Annotated in this window: 16 protein-coding genes; 4 read left to right on the top strand and 12 right to left on the bottom strand. The window is 70.2% G+C overall.

Annotation, left to right across the window (positions count from 1 at the left end):
• Window positions 1-97: 97 nt before the first annotated feature.
• Entirely contained in the window at window positions 98-1,018 is a 921-nt protein-coding gene (locus ACFW0G_RS34635; RefSeq protein WP_378329693.1) for an AraC family transcriptional regulator, read from the top strand.
• A gap of 48 nt (window positions 1,019-1,066) precedes the next feature.
• Window positions 1,067-1,912 (top strand): LLM class F420-dependent oxidoreductase, encoded by an 846-nt coding sequence (locus tag ACFW0G_RS34630; RefSeq protein WP_378329692.1) that lies wholly within the window; start codon window positions 1,067-1,069, stop codon window positions 1,910-1,912.
• A 7-nt stretch (window positions 1,913-1,919) separates the two neighbouring features.
• Here ACFW0G_RS34630 and ACFW0G_RS34625 read toward each other — a convergent pair whose 3' ends face one another.
• From ACFW0G_RS34625 to ACFW0G_RS34570, 12 genes are all read right to left on the bottom strand, one after another.
• Window positions 1,920-2,075 (bottom strand): hypothetical protein, encoded by a 156-nt coding sequence (locus tag ACFW0G_RS34625; RefSeq protein ID WP_378329691.1) that lies wholly within the window; start codon window positions 2,073-2,075, stop codon window positions 1,920-1,922.
• A gap of 31 nt (window positions 2,076-2,106) precedes the next feature.
• Window positions 2,107-2,454: a hypothetical protein gene (locus ACFW0G_RS34620; RefSeq protein ID WP_378329690.1), complete on the bottom strand. Its 348-nt coding sequence runs from the start codon at window positions 2,452-2,454 to the stop codon at window positions 2,107-2,109.
• A 108-nt stretch (window positions 2,455-2,562) separates the two neighbouring features.
• A complete protein-coding gene (locus ACFW0G_RS34615; protein ID WP_378329689.1) occupies window positions 2,563-3,201 on the bottom strand; it encodes a response regulator in 639 nt (212 codons plus the stop codon).
• Window positions 3,198-4,340, bottom strand: a complete 1,143-nt coding sequence (locus tag ACFW0G_RS34610) for a sensor histidine kinase (RefSeq protein WP_378329688.1) — start codon at window positions 4,338-4,340, stop codon at window positions 3,198-3,200. The genes ACFW0G_RS34615 and ACFW0G_RS34610 overlap by 4 nt, the downstream gene beginning before the upstream one ends.
• A gap of 262 nt (window positions 4,341-4,602) precedes the next feature.
• Window positions 4,603-5,874, bottom strand: coding sequence for a GAF domain-containing protein (locus ACFW0G_RS34605; RefSeq protein ID WP_378329687.1), 1,272 nt, complete (start codon window positions 5,872-5,874; stop codon window positions 4,603-4,605).
• A gap of 88 nt (window positions 5,875-5,962) precedes the next feature.
• The gene (locus ACFW0G_RS34600; RefSeq protein WP_378329686.1) at window positions 5,963-6,901 is read right to left on the bottom strand and encodes an alpha-ketoacid dehydrogenase subunit beta; all 939 of its coding nucleotides are present in this window, start codon (window positions 6,899-6,901) and stop codon (window positions 5,963-5,965) included.
• Between the two features lie 25 nt (window positions 6,902-6,926).
• The gene (locus tag ACFW0G_RS34595; RefSeq protein ID WP_378329685.1) at window positions 6,927-7,817 is read right to left on the bottom strand and encodes a thiamine pyrophosphate-dependent dehydrogenase E1 component subunit alpha; all 891 of its coding nucleotides are present in this window, start codon (window positions 7,815-7,817) and stop codon (window positions 6,927-6,929) included.
• Entirely contained in the window at window positions 7,814-8,854 is a 1,041-nt protein-coding gene (locus tag ACFW0G_RS34590) for an ATP-NAD kinase family protein (protein WP_378329684.1), read from the bottom strand. The genes ACFW0G_RS34595 and ACFW0G_RS34590 overlap by 4 nt, the downstream gene beginning before the upstream one ends.
• A 108-nt stretch (window positions 8,855-8,962) precedes the next feature.
• Window positions 8,963-9,187 (bottom strand): heavy-metal-associated domain-containing protein, encoded by a 225-nt coding sequence (locus tag ACFW0G_RS34585; protein ID WP_378329683.1) that lies wholly within the window; start codon window positions 9,185-9,187, stop codon window positions 8,963-8,965.
• A gap of 145 nt (window positions 9,188-9,332) precedes the next feature.
• A complete protein-coding gene (locus ACFW0G_RS34580; RefSeq protein ID WP_153036265.1) occupies window positions 9,333-9,536 on the bottom strand; it encodes a cold-shock protein in 204 nt (67 codons plus the stop codon).
• Between the two features lie 205 nt (window positions 9,537-9,741).
• A complete protein-coding gene (locus tag ACFW0G_RS34575; RefSeq protein WP_378329682.1) occupies window positions 9,742-9,912 on the bottom strand; it encodes a hypothetical protein in 171 nt (56 codons plus the stop codon).
• Window positions 9,913-10,079: 167 nt separating this feature from the next.
• Window positions 10,080-11,741 (bottom strand): thiamine pyrophosphate-dependent enzyme, encoded by a 1,662-nt coding sequence (locus ACFW0G_RS34570; protein WP_378329743.1) that lies wholly within the window; start codon window positions 11,739-11,741, stop codon window positions 10,080-10,082.
• Window positions 11,742-11,877: 136 nt separating this feature from the next.
• On the opposite strand from ACFW0G_RS34570, the gene ACFW0G_RS34565 reads away from it, so the two are divergent.
• Together ACFW0G_RS34565 and ACFW0G_RS34560 are read left to right on the top strand one after the other, a co-directional pair.
• Window positions 11,878-13,155 (top strand): hydroxyacid-oxoacid transhydrogenase, encoded by a 1,278-nt coding sequence (locus ACFW0G_RS34565; protein WP_378329681.1) that lies wholly within the window; start codon window positions 11,878-11,880, stop codon window positions 13,153-13,155.
• Window positions 13,149-13,559 (top strand): acyl-CoA thioesterase, encoded by a 411-nt coding sequence (locus ACFW0G_RS34560; protein ID WP_378329680.1) that lies wholly within the window; start codon window positions 13,149-13,151, stop codon window positions 13,557-13,559. The genes ACFW0G_RS34565 and ACFW0G_RS34560 overlap by 7 nt, the downstream gene beginning before the upstream one ends.
• The last annotated feature ends 746 nt before the right edge of the window (window positions 13,560-14,305 follow it).

Raw genomic sequence — 14,305 nt, 5'->3', positions numbered from 1 at the left:
ACCAATCCTAAGAAGGCTTGACGACCGTCTCAATGCTTATCCAGCTCAGCGAAATACGCATTCGTCTCACCGCTGAGGTGTGGGATACGATCCTGGCATGGATGTGGTGAGCGACGCGATCTCCGCCGTGCGCCTCGGGCACCCCTCTTCCGATCGGGTGAGGATCGGCGGGAGCTGGTGCGTACGACTGGATCCGTACGTCGGGGCGGGCTTCGCCGTCGTCCTGAAGGGCGGCTGCCTGCTGCTGCCCGACGGCGGCGACCCCGTGTCCCTCGGCGTGGGTGACGTGGTGCTGCTGCCCCATGGCACCGGCCATGTGCTCGCCGATTCCCTCGCCGACACGGCGAACGCGCTGGAGCGGGCGGTGCCGTTCGAGCGCCGGCTCGCGGAGAACGACCGGTCCGATCGCGGCGACACGGAGCTGCTTTGTGGCAAGTACCGGCTCGACTGCAGCCGCCTGCACCCGCTCATGGCCGAGCTACCGCGGGTCGTGCACCTGCCCAGCCGAGTCGGCAGCCATCCCGAACTCCGCGCCGCGATCGATCTGCTCGCCGGTGAGCTGGACGAAAGACGGCCCGGCGCCTGCGTCGCGCTCCCGAGCCTGCTCGACCTTCTCTTCGTCTACGTGATCCGTTCGTGGATGGACGAGGCCACCAGCGGGGCCTGGCCTCGCGTGCTGAGCGACCCGGTGACGGTCGCCGCGCTGCGGGCAGTGCACTCGGACCCGGCCGCCCCGTGGACCAACGACCGCCTGGCCGCGGCGGCAGGCGTCTCCCGGCCCACCCTGGCGCGCCGCTTCACCGCTCTGGTCGGCCGCCCGCCGATGGCGTACCTGACCTGGTGGCGCCTGACGCTCGCGGCCACCCTGCTCCGGGACACTCCCGACACCCTGTCCACCATCGCGGACCGCGTCGGCTACGGGAGCCCGTATGCACTCTCACACGCCTTCGAGCGGGAGTTCGGTATTACCCCGGGGCGGTATCGCGTGCAGATCACGGAACGGTCACCTGCCGCCTGACACCTGCCGGCCGGAATATTCGGGCGCCCGGCGGAGTCGTTGCCAGGTATGGACTTCGGGATCGCGACATCAGTGACCGACGAAGGTATCCGGCCGCATGTGCTGGGGGCGGCGATCGAGGAGCGCGGGTTCCACTCCCTGTTCCTCCCGGAGCATTCCCACATCCCGGTCAGCAGGGAGACTCCTTATCCCGGCGGCGAACTGCCGCGCGGCGCCGCGCGTAACCTCGATCCGTTCGTCGCGCTGACCGCCGTCGCGTCCGCGACGTCGAAACTCCGGCTGGGCACCGCGGTGGCGTTGATGATCCAGCGCGACGTGTTCTACACGGCGAAGGAGATCGCCAGCCTCGATCTGCTCTCGAACGGACGGGTGGTGTTCGGGGTCGGGGCGGGCTGGAACATCGAGGAGATGCGCAACCACGGCGTCGATCCGCGGACGCGGGGCGCGTTGCTGACCGAGCAGTTGCGCGCGCTCAAGGAGATCTGGACCAAGGACGAGGCGGAGTTCCACGGCGAGCACATCGACTTCGACCCGATCTTCTCGTGGCCGAAGCCGGTACGGAAACCGCATCCGCCGATCTACGTCGCCGGTCAGGGACCGGCGGGGCTCAAGCGGCTCGCCGAACACGCGGATGGCTGGCTGCCGCATTTCGTGACCCCGCTCGACGAGCTGCGCCGCGTGCGCTCCTGGCTCGCGGACCAGGGCCGGGCCGACGTCCGGATCAGCGTGTTCGGCGCGCCCGGCGACCCCGAACTGGTGCGGGGTTTCGCCGACGCCGGCGTCGACGAGGTGTCGTTCCTGATGCCGACGCTGCCCGAGGCCGGGACCCTGGAGCGCCTCGACCACCTGGCGAAGGTCGCCGAACCGTTGCTCCGCGATCCAGCCGCTTCGTGACGGGACCTCAGTCCCGCTTCTTGCCGACGGTCTTCCAGATCACCACCATGGCGATGAGCACCACCACGACGAGCACGACGACGATGACGCCCTTCATGAGGAAATCGTGCAGCAGCTCGCCCATGATCTCGCCGCCGTTGCCTTCGGCCAGTACCCGTTCCATCTCCGCTCACCTTCCCGATTTCCTTGGCGGATCAGCGCCGCGGGCCGTCCCGGTCGTCGCGACGGTTCCGGCCGGTGTCCTGGTTCTCCACGTACTTCACGACGCCCTCGACGACAGCGCCCGTCCAGCCGCCGCCCCGGCGCCCGCCCCTGCCACGCCGCGCCGCACGGTTCTCGACGTAGCCGCGGGCCAGCGGCTCCACGTAGCGCCGGGCGGCGCCCAGCTTGCCCCTGCGCTTGAGGACGACGGCGATGGTGAACACGACGAGCACCAGCACGGCGATCCCCGCGGCCATCACCCCGAACCGGACCAGCAGGATGTTCATGATCTCGCCGATGTTCGTGTTGCCGCCCTCGGCCAGGTTTTCGATGTGCCCCATGGCTTTTCCTCCGCACCGTTCCGCTTCGCCCTTCGGAAACGAAGGTAGGTCCTGGCACGGGTGGATCGGGACGCCCCGAGGGTGGAGATCGGGGTGGAGAAAACCGGGCTACAGCTCGTGGTCCAGCCCGTAGCGGACGGCTTCGGCACGATGCCGCACGCCGATCTTCGCGAAGGCGTTGTTGATGTGCGTCTTCACCGTCGTCTCGCCGATGTACAGCTCGGCGGCGATCTCCGCGTTCGTCAGCCCGCGGGCGATGAGCCCGACGACCTCCGCCTCGCGGGCGGTCAGGCCATCCGGCAACGACGGTTTCGCACGGGTGGCGGGCCGCGCGTCCAGCGCGGCCACGAGACGTTCCGACACCTTGGCGTCGAAGATCGCCTGTCCCGCGGCGGCCGAGCGCAGCGCCGCTCCGATCTCGGCGCGGCCCGCGTCCTTGGTCAGGTAACCCCGCGCCCCGGCGCGCAGTGCGTCCGCAATGGACACATCGTCGGCGTACGTCGTCAGCACGACGACGGCGGTGCCGGGGTGGTCACGGGTGATCATGCGGGTCGCCGCGACGCCGTCGAGTTCGGGCATCCGCAGGTCCATCAGCACGACATCGGCCGGTGTCGTACCGAGCAGGGTCAGCGCCTGCCGTCCGTCGGCGGCCGAGCCGACGACGTCCACATCGTCCAGCAGCCCGAGCAGCGCGACGAGTCCTTCACGCACCACCTGCTGATCGTCCACGACGACGACCCTGATCACGCCGGTACCTCCGCCACCACTCGCCATTCCCCGTCGCAGGGGCCGGAGGTCAGGGTGCCACCCGCGAGCGCGAGACGCTCCCGCATCCCGGTCAACCCGAAGCCGCCGTCACCGGGCTGAGAGCGCCCGGCCGAAACGAGAGCACTGCTCACGGAGAGCCGGACGAGGTCGGCCTCGTACGCCAGCCGCACGGTGACCGGCTGGTCCGGCGCGTGTTTCCCGGCGTTGGTCAACGCCTCCCGCGCGACCCCGACCAGCGAGACCACCGCCGCCGACGGCAGCGGGCGCACCTCGCCGGTCGCGGCGAAATCCACGCTCACCGCGTGATCGCGGGCGTGCGCGTCGGCGACGGCAGCCAGCGCTTCGGCCAGCGGCAGGACGTCGCGACGCAACGCCGCGACCGCGTCGCGTGCTTCGGCGAGCCCGTCCGCGGCGAGCCGCCGGGACCGCCGGACCGTCCGCAATGCACCGTCCACATCGGACTTCTCGGCCAGCAGCGCCTCGGCGAGTTCCAGCTGGACGCCCAGTGCGCCAAGGGAATGCGCGAGGACGTCGTGGAGTTCCCGCGCGATCCGCGTGCGCTCGTCGAGCGCCGCTGCCCGCGCGTGCTCGGCCTGCGCGAGCCGGGTCTGCTCCAGCAGCTGCTCGGCCTGCGCCGCCTGCACCTCGTACTGGCGGCGGTTGAGCCCGATCAGCAACAGCAGCAGCATGATCCCGACGTCGGTCGCCGCCTCGGTCATGCTCGCCCCGGCGAACGCGCTGGAGGACAGGACCAGCGTGATGTCCAGCAGCGCCATGCCGACGATGACCGTGACGCTGACCCTCGTCAGGGTCGCGAGCCTGCCGAGCGCGATGACACACAGGATGATCGCCGACGAGTCCTGCGCCCAGCCGAGCACCGCCGCGGGCACGACGCTCGCCGCGGCCAGCAGCACCGCCGCCGGGATCGGCCGCCAGTGCGCGGTCGCCACGAAGCCCATCCACAGCGCGGCGGAGACGCCGTAACACGCCCAGATCCACGCTTGCGACTCTCGCGCGGTGAGCAGCGTCGCGACGGAGAAGAGCGTGCCGAGCAACTGCACGACGAGCCAGCTCGGCGCGATCGTGTCCGGCAGCAGCGGCCGCCCTCGTCTCGCCACGTCCCCCTCCGGCCGGTGCTCCACGGTGTGCCCGTCAGTGGTGATCGCTCATCTTCGTGATCAGCTCCACCAGGATCAACCGGTAGGCGATGAACCCGATCAGCACGATCAGGCCGACCACCACCAGTCCGATCACCATCTTCATCCTTCCCCCTCGTTCCCGCCCCTCGGCATGGGCCGCCTTGTTCGTGGCGATCACGCTAGGTACGGGGCCGGGTGGAGCGGGACCGTCGACGGGTGGAGGCGCGGGTGGAGATCGGCTTCAGCCGCGGATGGCAGGGGCGAGCGAGTGCGGCAGCACCTCGGCCGGATCGGCAGGCCGTTCGATCACCACTTCGACGTCGTCGGCGAACCGGTACGGGCGCCCGCCGAGGATGCCGCCGAAATGCCGCCGCAGCCGGGACATCTCGGCACGCACGGTGACCGTCCGCGCGGCGTCGCCGAAGAGGTCGAGCGAAAGTTCCGACGCCGATCGGCCGTCCCTGCGGCAGGCCAGCACGTACAGCATCTCGGCGTGCCGCGGGCTGAGGCGGTGTGTCCAGGTGCCCGTGTCGCCGGACACGGTCAGCGTCGGCTCGCGCGGCGCGCGGACGTCGAGCACGACGCGGGTCGGCTGCGCGTCGGCCGCGTCGCCGCCATCGGCGAGCCGCACGAGCCAGCCGCCGGGCAGCGGCTCGATCTGGCAACTTCCGTACGCGGGCAGCCAGGCCCGGCCCGGCGAACAACCCGCGGGCAGCGCGATCCGGTCGACCGGGGCGAGCCCGGCGGTGGCCGCGACCCAGCCGTGCCCGTCGACGGCGATCGCGCGTCCCCGCACCTTCGCCAGCACCGGGACGGCGATGCCACGCAGCCGCTCCAGCTCCGTCCCGTGGGTGGACCGCAGGCCGGCCTCCGCGAGCTGGGCGACGGCGTCCACCAGGGCCAACGTCGTCGGATGCACCGTCGAGGCCGGACCGGAGAGATCGACCGCGCCGAGCAGCTGCCCGTCGCGCGGGTCGCACAGGGGCACCGCGGCACAGGTCCAGTCGTGCTGCGCGCGGACGTAGTGCTCCGCCGAGTAGACCTGGACGGGCTGCCGCGCGACGAGTGCCGTCCCGATCGCGTTGGTGCCGACGGCGTTCTCGTGCCAGTCGACGCCTTCGCTGAACCCGATGGCGTCGGCGCGGCGCCGCACCGGCGCGCTGCCCTCACGCCACAGGATCCGCCCGTCGGCGTCGGTGACGACCATGATGTGCGCGGCCTGCTCGGCCATCGCGAGCAGGCCGCCGCGCAGGGTGGGGAGCACCTCGGCCAGCCCGCACCGCCTGCGGCGTTCCTCGATTTCCTCGATCTTGAGACGGGGCCCGCCTGCGCCGCGGTCCGGGTCCATCCCCAGCTGCCGCATCCGTTGCCAGGACGCGCCGATCACCGGCCGCGGCCGGCCCGGCAGGGCCCTGCCGGACAGCGCGGCGTCATGGATGCGGGCGAGGACGCGCGCGTGCTGCCGAGGATCCACCCCAGCCGGCAACGCTGCCTCGAGGCTCCGTAGTCCCACCGCCGCTCCCAGTGCTCGCAGAGGGAGTCTGCACTACGGAGTCGGAGATTCCTAGCCTGTACGCAGGGATTTCCTCGCGTGAGCACCGTCACCGGCGCCAGCCGACGACGGTTTTGGCGGCGTTGACGACACGCTGAGTGTCCGGCGGGCAGAGATTCTCCAACACACGCGGACCTGGCGCCGGGGCGTGCGGCGGCGTCACCATCTCGATCGGCGCGCGCAATGCGCCGAACGCTTCCTTCGCCACCAACGCGGAGATGTCGGTGGCGAGATTGCACCGCGGCGACGCCTCGTCGACGACCACCAGCCGACCGGTGCGGCCGACGCTGCCGAGGATCGTCGCGGTGTCGAGCGGGCTCGTAGTGCGGGGATCGATGACCTCGGCGTCGATTCCGGACACCGCCAGCTCGCGCGCGGCCTGCTCGGCGAGCGGCACCATCCGGCCGAGCGCGACCAGTGTGACATCGCCGCCGGAGCGGACGACGTTCGCGTCACCGAACGCCAGAGTGTATGTGTCGCAAGGGATTTCGCCGACGACGTCGTACAAAGCCTTGTGCTCACAGAAGATAACCGGATCTTCGTCACGGATAGCTTGCACCATAAGACCTTTGGCGTCATACGGTGTGGCCGGGACTACGACCTTGAAACCGGGGAGGTGGGTGAAGATCGGGTACGGGCACAGCCCGGTCCCGTACGCCATCCTGAGCACCAGCGGCGTGTTCGCGGCACCCCCGAGCAGGGAGCGGAACATGGCCGCCTGGCCGAAGATCTGGTCGAGGCCGATGCCGCCGGAGCCGGGGAACGCCAGCTCCGCGACCGGCCGCTGCCCACGGGTCGCGGCACCGATCGCCGCGCCGACGAACGCGGAGCCGGAGCCTGCCGTACCCAGCACCCGGCCGGGGAAGCGCACGGAAAGTCCCGGCGCCGAAATCCCGCCGCCCCCGAGCACGATGACCGACGCGTCCCGCGTCATCTCCTGCGTCAGCGCCTCGATGATCGCCTCGCGGTAGCTCGTCGCGCGGGTCATCGGCGGCTCCTCTCGACCGGAGAACTCAGGCGTCGGCTTCCGGATCGGCCGAAGCCGGTTCCGGCGCCGCTTTCGCTTCGGCGACCGAAGCCGCGACGAGCGCGGCCACCTCGCCGTCGATTCTGTCCAAAATAGACTCTTCGAGCCCGCCGCCGTCGAGTACCGTGCCACGGAACCGTTCCAGGCAGTCCCCGTGCGCGCACCCCGGCGGGATCGCGAGCCGCCGGACCTCGATGAGCGTCGGCCCGCCGCCGTTCCTCGCGCGGACGATGGCCTCCCCGGCGGCTTCGTAGACGGCGAAAAAATCGAGCCCGTCGACGATCTCGCCGGGCATGCCGAACGCGGCCGCGCGATCGGCGATGCTGTCCGAGGCCACCGACCAGCCGCGCGACCGCCGGGGCCAGGCGGTGCTCTCGGCGATGAACAGCACCGGCAGACACCAGGTCGTGGCCAGATGCAGCGCCTCGAGGGTGGCGCCGTCCCCGCTCGCGCCGTCACCGAAGAACGCGACGCCGACACCTCCGGTGCCCTGTTGTTTCGCGGCGAGCGCGGTACCGCAGATCAGGGTCGGGCCGCCGGTGACGCCGTTCGCGCCGAGCATGCCGCGCGCGAGGTCGGCGATGTGCAGGGCGCCGCCCTTGCCGCGGCGGGACCCGGTACGGCGGCCGTACAGCTCGGCCATCATGCCCTTGACGTCGACACCACCGGCGATGCAGTGACCGTAGCCCCGCTGGGTTCCGGCGATCGCGTCCCGCTCGTCGAGATGCAGGCAGACCCCGGTCGCCGCGGCCTCGTCACCGGCGTGCAGCCGTTCGGCCCCGGGGAGTTCGCCACGGGCGGAAGCGTCGTGCACGCACTGTTCGAAGACCCGGATCGTGCGCATCATCCGGTACGCCTCGCGCAGGAGCCCGGTCATCTTCGGCGCTCCTTGCCCGGCGCCGCCGCGGTGGTGGTGCGGAGCAGCCCCCGCCGGGCCGCCTCCGCCATGGTCGCGCGGACGTCCACGCACCACGGCCCCTCCGAGCGCAGCTCCACGAACGCGCTCTCGCCGTTCTTCAGCTCCAGCTCACGCTCGCCGTCGACCGCGATCACCCCGCCCGCCGCCGCGAGCTCGACCCGCACCCCGGGCCGCAGCACACCCCAGCCGCGCACCCCCACCGGCACGACGAGCCCGGGCGCGATCGGCGCCTGCACGACGTACGGCGTCTCCCCGACCGGGCCGAGCTGCAGCGCGACGCCGTCGGCGCTCGATCTCGGGCTGGGGCAAAGCTGACCGGCGATGCTGGACAACCCGATGCCGTCGGGCTCGGCGAAAGTGCAGTACAGCTCGGTGAGCGACGCGGGTTCCCACAGCGCTCGCGCGCCGACGTGCCTGATCAGCGACACACAGACGTCGACGAGGGCGATTTCGCGGCGGGCCTTGGTGACCACTTCGAGCACGCTCATCCGGCGGGTCACCAGGTCCGGATCGATCTGGCCGCTCGCGATCAGCCCCGCCGCGAGCCCGGCGACGGTCGCCTCACGCATCTCGGGGAAGGCGTTGTTGGTGCCGGTGGACAACGCGAGCAGCGGCACGTCGCCACAGGCGGCGGCCGCGACGCGCGCGGTGCCGTCGCCGCCGAGGCACACGATCACCCCGGCGCCCTCGTCCACCATGCGGCGGACGGCGTTGGTGGTGTCCACGGCGGTCCCGGTGAGCGGTTCCGCATCGCAGAACTCGACCTCGGGAGGACGGCCACCCCGGTCGAGGGCCTGCCCCACCGAAGCGGAGATCCCGCCGAGGTCGGACGAAAGAACGGCACGCTGAACCCCGCTGGCGGCGAAGGCGGCGAGCAGGCGCTGCACCATGTTCGCCTTCTCGGCGGTGGGAAAGACGGAAGCCTGCGCGACCAGCCTGCGGATGTCCCGTCCGGACGCCGGATTCGCGACGATGCCCGCCACCGCTTCACCCACCGCGTGCCCTCCCTGCCGGCGTTACTGGAGGAACAGCAGACTCCGGGACGTCCCCGGCGGGAAAGGGTTGCAGCAGGGTTGCAACGTAAGCCGAAGGTGAAGGCCCCGCTACGGCGCCAGGCTCGTCACGCCTTCGAACCGATATCCGGCTTCGGTTATCGCCGCGCTAACCGCGTCGGCCTCCAGGGGTGTGGCACTGCGGACGGTGACGCGGCCACTGGCGACGTCGACGTCCACTCCGGCCACTCCCGGAAGTTCGGTGAGCTCTTCGGTGACCGACTGCGCACAGTGGCCACAGGACATTCCGGAGACGGTGTACCCGGTCTCAACCATGCCCGGCAGCCTACTGACCAGCGCTGTCCCCGATCGAGTGATCCCATTTCCGGTGGACGGCGCCGGCGGAATCCACTGTGGACCACAGACACGGCAAGGGCCGCCACCGGGCGAACGGTGGCGGCCCTTGCGGTAAGTGCGTGGGTCAGATCAGGTTGACCGAGGTGGCCTGCGGGCCCTTCTGGCCCTGGCCGATCTCGAACTCCACCCGGGCGTTCTCTTCGAGGGTACGGAAGCCGTTACCCTGGATCTCGCTGTAGTGAACGAAGACGTCGCCGCCACCGTTGTCGGGGGTGATGAAGCCGAACCCCTTCTCGGAGTTGAACCACTTCACAGTGCCCTGAGTCATCAAAAATCTCCATGTATAACACCAAAATCAGGAAGCCAGTCGGCGACCCGGGTCGAACCCGGACGGTTTGCTTCCTCGATGAGGAGACACTGCGCCCGCTGAATTCTGCGAGCGTGATTCACCACGAACACAAAAAACAAGACCACTCGAAGTAAAGCACAGGGTCGGCCCGGCCGACAACCCGTGTCACCCAGAGTGGTGTGTACTATCCGCCACTCGCCGCCCGCCGCGGCTCAGTGCCGAACGGCGACCGCCACGAGGCGTCCCGATGGGCCGCCACCACCACGTCGTCGTGGGCCTCCGCACTGGCGCTGAACTGCACCGGGACCACTTCGGACGCCTTGCGCGACTCTGCCGCGCGTTGTTCGTCGGCCATGTCGAACTCCCCTCGTTCTGGGACCCGCTTGGGGTGATGACCGCCAGGGTGCCACCGGGCACCGACAAAAAGGTTCGGCGACGTCATCGCCGATCCGGAACACCGTCAGGCTACCGGAGTTTTCCGCCGGCGCGGCAGAACTTCCCTGTGAGTCCCTGAGAAATTCCTTATGTCACAGGAGGTTGCGGACGGACCGCACCCAGCAACCCGGACAGCCGTACGTCCGGGGCCACGACGTCGGGATCGGTGCGCACGTCGATGACGCACGGACGCTGGCGGACCAGCGCGCTCGCGATGATCGGCTCGAGCTCCTCCCGGTCGTCCACCGTGTACCCCGCCGCGCCGAGCCCCCGTGCCCACGAAGCGAAATCGGCCAGCGGGATCGTGACACCGGTGAGCCTGCCGTGGGCCCGCGCCTGGTGCGCGGCGAAGCCGCCGTGCAGCCCGTTCTGGAAGACCACCACGATGACCGGCGCCCGGTAGCGGACCGCCGTCTCGATCTCCTGGCCGGTCATCAGCGTCCCGGCGTCGCCGACCATCGCGACCACGGTGCGCCGCGGTTCGGCCATCTTCGCCGCCACCGCGGCGGGCACCGCGTAGCCGACGGCCGCGTTGCTCGGGCCGAGCTGGCTGCGTGGCGCGGTGAAGCACCAGTAGCGGTGCATGAACTGCGCGACGTTGCCCGCGTCGCTGGTCACGATGGTGTCCTCGGGCGAGAGCTTCCGCAGCGCGCGGACGACGTCGGCCGGATGCACCCTGCTGTTGCCGCTGGTGTCGGGCGGGGTCATGAAGGTGTGCACCGCCGCGTTGGCCGCCGAAGCCCGGCGTGTCCGCGGCGAGGCCACCGAACGCAGCTCACGCAGGAACGGCTCGACCTCGGCGTCGATCCGGAACGTCAGCCCGCGCCGCGGCGTGTCGTCACTGCCCGTGCCGACCAGCACGAGGGTCTGCTGTGGGGTCGGGTACCGGTAGGACTGGGTGGTGACCTCGTCCAGCCGGGTGCCCAGCGCGAGCACCAGGTCGGCGCGCTCGAGCGCGTCGAGCTGGCGGGCGGGGATGCCGAGGCCGAGGTGACCGGCGTAGCGCGCGTGGTTCTCCGGGAAGGCGTCCTGCCGCCGGAACGCGTTGTACACCGGCAGGGAGAGTTCGTCGGCGACGGCGATCAGCTCTTCGCGCGCCGAGCGGGCCCTGCCGCCGACGATGACCACCGGATACCGCGCCTCGTCCACCAGCTGCGCGACCGCGTCGGCGGAGCGGCCGAGAGTGCCGGTGGCGGGCGGGCGGACCGTGGCGACCGGCTTCGCCGAGTCGTAGGGCACTCCCCACGCGTCGCTGGGCACGCCGATCACGACCGGCCCCGGCCGTCCCTCACGGGAGGAGGTCAGCGCCTCGGCCAGCAGGCCGGGCACCTCGTCGGGGTCCTGCGCCCGCACACACGACTTGCTGATCGGCTCGAACATCGCGGTGAGGTCGCTGGCGGGCAGCGAGCTGCCGGGCGCCGGGTCCATCGCCGGCGTCTCCAGGAACACCACCATCGGCGTCTCGTCCTGGTAGGCGGTCTGCACGCCGACGGCCAGGTTCGCCGCGCTCGGCCCCCTGCCGGCGAGCAGCACGGCGGGACGCTCGGTGAGCTTGCCCTCGGCCTCGGCCATGAAGGCGGCACCGGCGTCATGCCTCGCCGAGACGAGGGTGATCGAGCGCTCGCGCTGGACAGCGTCGAGAAGCTCCAGGAAGGACTCCCCGACGACCGCGTATACCCGATCCACTCCCGCTTCGGTCAGTATCCGTACTGCCGTCTGGGCGACGGTCGCTCCTAGTTGGTATCTAATGGGGAAAGCTTAGGCGGGAACCGTTCAGTGCCGTCAAGTGATCTTCGGCGGATCAGGACGAAGAGACACTGGGATAGCACTGAATGTCCGCTTTCGACAGATCCGTTCGGCCGAGCAGAGAGCGAGGACGAGGGCCTTGGCAACCGAATATGAAACAGTCTTCACGTATGGTGCGCCGGGGCTCAAATTCGGGTCGGGCGCCAGCGACGAGATCGGGTACGACCTGACGCAGTTCGGCGCGCGGCGCGTGCTCGTGCTCACCGATCCCGGCGTCGCCGCGACGGGCTGGCCGCGGCGCATCGCCGAGGGGATCACCGGCTACGGCATCGAAGCCGAGGTGTTCGACGGCGTGCACGTCGAACCCACCGACGTCAGCATGCGCAAGGCCGTCGAGTTCGCGCGCGGGACCGGGCCGTGGGACGCGTTCGTCGCGGTCGGTGGCGGTTCGAGCATCGACACCGCGAAGGCGGCGAACCTGCTGACCAGCAACGACGGCGACCTGATGGACTACGTCAACGTGCCGGTCGGCGGCGGCCGAGCACCGGTGAACCCGCTGAAACCGCTGGTCGCGGTGCCGACGACGACCGGGACCGGTGCGGAGAGCACCACGGTGTGCGTGCTCGACGTGCTGTCCCTGCGGGTCAAGAGCGGGATCAGCCACCTGCGGCTGCGCCCGACGCTCGCGGTCGTCGACCCGCGCCTCACGGTGAGCCAGCCCGCCGGGGTGACCGCGGCGGCCGGGATGGACATCCTGTGCCACGCGGCGGAGAGCTACACCGCGAAACCGTTCACCTCGTTCGAACGCAAACGTCCCGAGCAGCGGGTGCCGTACTGCGGCTCGAATCCGTTGGCCGACATGTTCGCCGAGCAGTCGCTGCAGCTGCTTTCGTGGGCGCTGCCCGCCGCCGTGCGGGACGGTTCGGACACGGCGGCCCGCGAGGCGATGGCGCTGGCCGCGACGCTCGCCGGGCTCGGCTTCGGCAACGCGGGCGTGCACATCCCGCACGCCAACGCGTACCCGATCGCCGGGCAGGTGGGCGAATTCCACCCTTCCGGTTACCCTGCCTCGGAATCGTTGGTACCACACGGGATGGCGGTGTCGCTGACCGCGCCCGCCGCGTTCCGCTTCACCTTCGGGGCGGCGCCGGACCGGCATCTGCGCGTCGCCCGGCTGCTGGCACCCGACTTCGAATGGCCCGGCGACTTCGCCGATCATCTGCCCGCGGTGCTGACCGGCCTGATGCGGGAGATCGGTATCCCGAACGGGCTCGGCGCCGTCGGATATTCGGAGTCCGATGTGGACAATCTGGTGGAGGGAACGCTGAAACAGCAACGGCTTTTGACAATGGCTCCGCGCACGGCGTCTGCTTCGGATCTTGCAGCGATCCTCCGGGACTCGGTGACGCTGTGGTGAACGGGTACCCGCACTGGCAGACGGTTCCGTTGCGCTGGAAGGACAACGACGTCTACGGGCACGTCAACAACGTCGTGCACTACTCGATCATGGACACGGTGATCAACACCTGGCTGATCGAGCGGGGCGGGCTCGATTTCTCGCTCGGTGAGGTCATCGGGTTGTGCGTGGAATCGAAGTGCGGGTACCACGCGTCGGTGTCCTTCCCCGGGACGCTGCGGGTCGGGCTTCGGGTGGCACATCTGGGGAAATCCAGTGTGCGGTACGAGGTCGGGATGTACACGGCGGACGAGACGCTGGTCGCGGAGGGGCACTTCGTGCACGTGTTCGTGGACCGGGAGACACGGCGGCCGGTTCCGGTGGCGGGGAAACTGCGGGAGTCGCTGGAGGAGTTGCGAGTCTGAAGGGCTGACTGCCGCCGAGATCGCCCGCGCTGGATCCATCGGTTCGGGTGCGCGCTGGGCGGGGCGTGCTGGTTTGTCCTTTGTGGATGGTTATGCCGTTGAACGGTCTTTGGGCGCCGAGTCTGGCTCCAGGGGTCGGCGGCGATGTCTCGAACGCGTCGTTGGAGACGGTGAACGTCGCGAACGCGTCGTTCACGGCACTGGCGCGGCGCGAGGGTCGCCACGCCTCATCGTCGCGAACGCTCCGTTCGGGACGATGAGTGTCGCGTTCGGAGCGTTCGGGGCGAGCGGCGTCGCAGCGAGCGAACGGGCGGTCCAGCGTCGGCTGGGCCCGCCCTTTTGCCGAGGAGATGCACCAGCCGCACCACCGGGCGCAGCAGCCTCTCCCGCCCCTTCCCACAAGGGGCGCCGATGTGACGAGGGGGCCCTTCGGTGCGCTGGACGCACCAAAGGGCCCCCTCGTCACGTAACCGTCCACAATGGACTTCAAGGGGCGGCGTCCAGATGATCCGTCAGCGCACCCCTGCCCACACGAGAACCCACTTGTCCACAGCCACCGGCGATTGTGGACAACTCGGCCCCGTTTCCGTCATCGCCCCGGAATTGTCATGGGTGCGCGGTAGACTGCTGCTGGGCAGTCCCCCCAAGGGAGGGCAGGGTTCCGGCAAAGTCGTTGTGGGGTTAGGGGTGGATGCCGAGCAGGGTGAGTGGTCGGTTGATGTCTCGGGTCATGTGGCGTAGCCCTT

Origin of the sequence: Amycolatopsis sp. NPDC058986, from assembly GCF_042741125.1 — a bacterium.
Classification (GTDB): domain Bacteria; phylum Actinomycetota; class Actinomycetes; order Mycobacteriales; family Pseudonocardiaceae; genus Amycolatopsis.
Note: the sequence above shows the minus strand (reverse complement) of the source record. Positions and strands in the feature narration are given on the sequence as shown.

Bases quoted from the DNA above. Each gene is read 5' to 3' on its own strand.
- ACFW0G_RS34630 (WP_378329692.1), top strand. From the start codon at position 1,067: ATGGACTTCGGGATCGCGACATCAGTGACCGACGAAGGTATCCGGCCG.
- ACFW0G_RS34575 (WP_378329682.1), bottom strand. From the start codon at position 9,912: ATGGCCGACGAACAACGCGCGGCAGAGTCGCGCAAGGCGTCCGAAGTG.
- ACFW0G_RS34580 (WP_153036265.1), bottom strand. From the start codon at position 9,536: ATGACTCAGGGCACTGTGAAGTGGTTCAACTCCGAGAAGGGGTTCGGC.
- ACFW0G_RS34585 (WP_378329683.1), bottom strand. From the start codon at position 9,187: ATGGTTGAGACCGGGTACACCGTCTCCGGAATGTCCTGTGGCCACTGT.
- ACFW0G_RS34595 (WP_378329685.1), bottom strand. From the start codon at position 7,817: ATGACCGGGCTCCTGCGCGAGGCGTACCGGATGATGCGCACGATCCGG.
- ACFW0G_RS34635 (WP_378329693.1), top strand. From the start codon at position 98: ATGGATGTGGTGAGCGACGCGATCTCCGCCGTGCGCCTCGGGCACCCC.
- ACFW0G_RS34600 (WP_378329686.1), bottom strand. From the start codon at position 6,901: ATGACCCGCGCGACGAGCTACCGCGAGGCGATCATCGAGGCGCTGACG.
- ACFW0G_RS34620 (WP_378329690.1), bottom strand. From the start codon at position 2,454: ATGGGGCACATCGAAAACCTGGCCGAGGGCGGCAACACGAACATCGGC.
- ACFW0G_RS34625 (WP_378329691.1), bottom strand. From the start codon at position 2,075: ATGGAACGGGTACTGGCCGAAGGCAACGGCGGCGAGATCATGGGCGAG.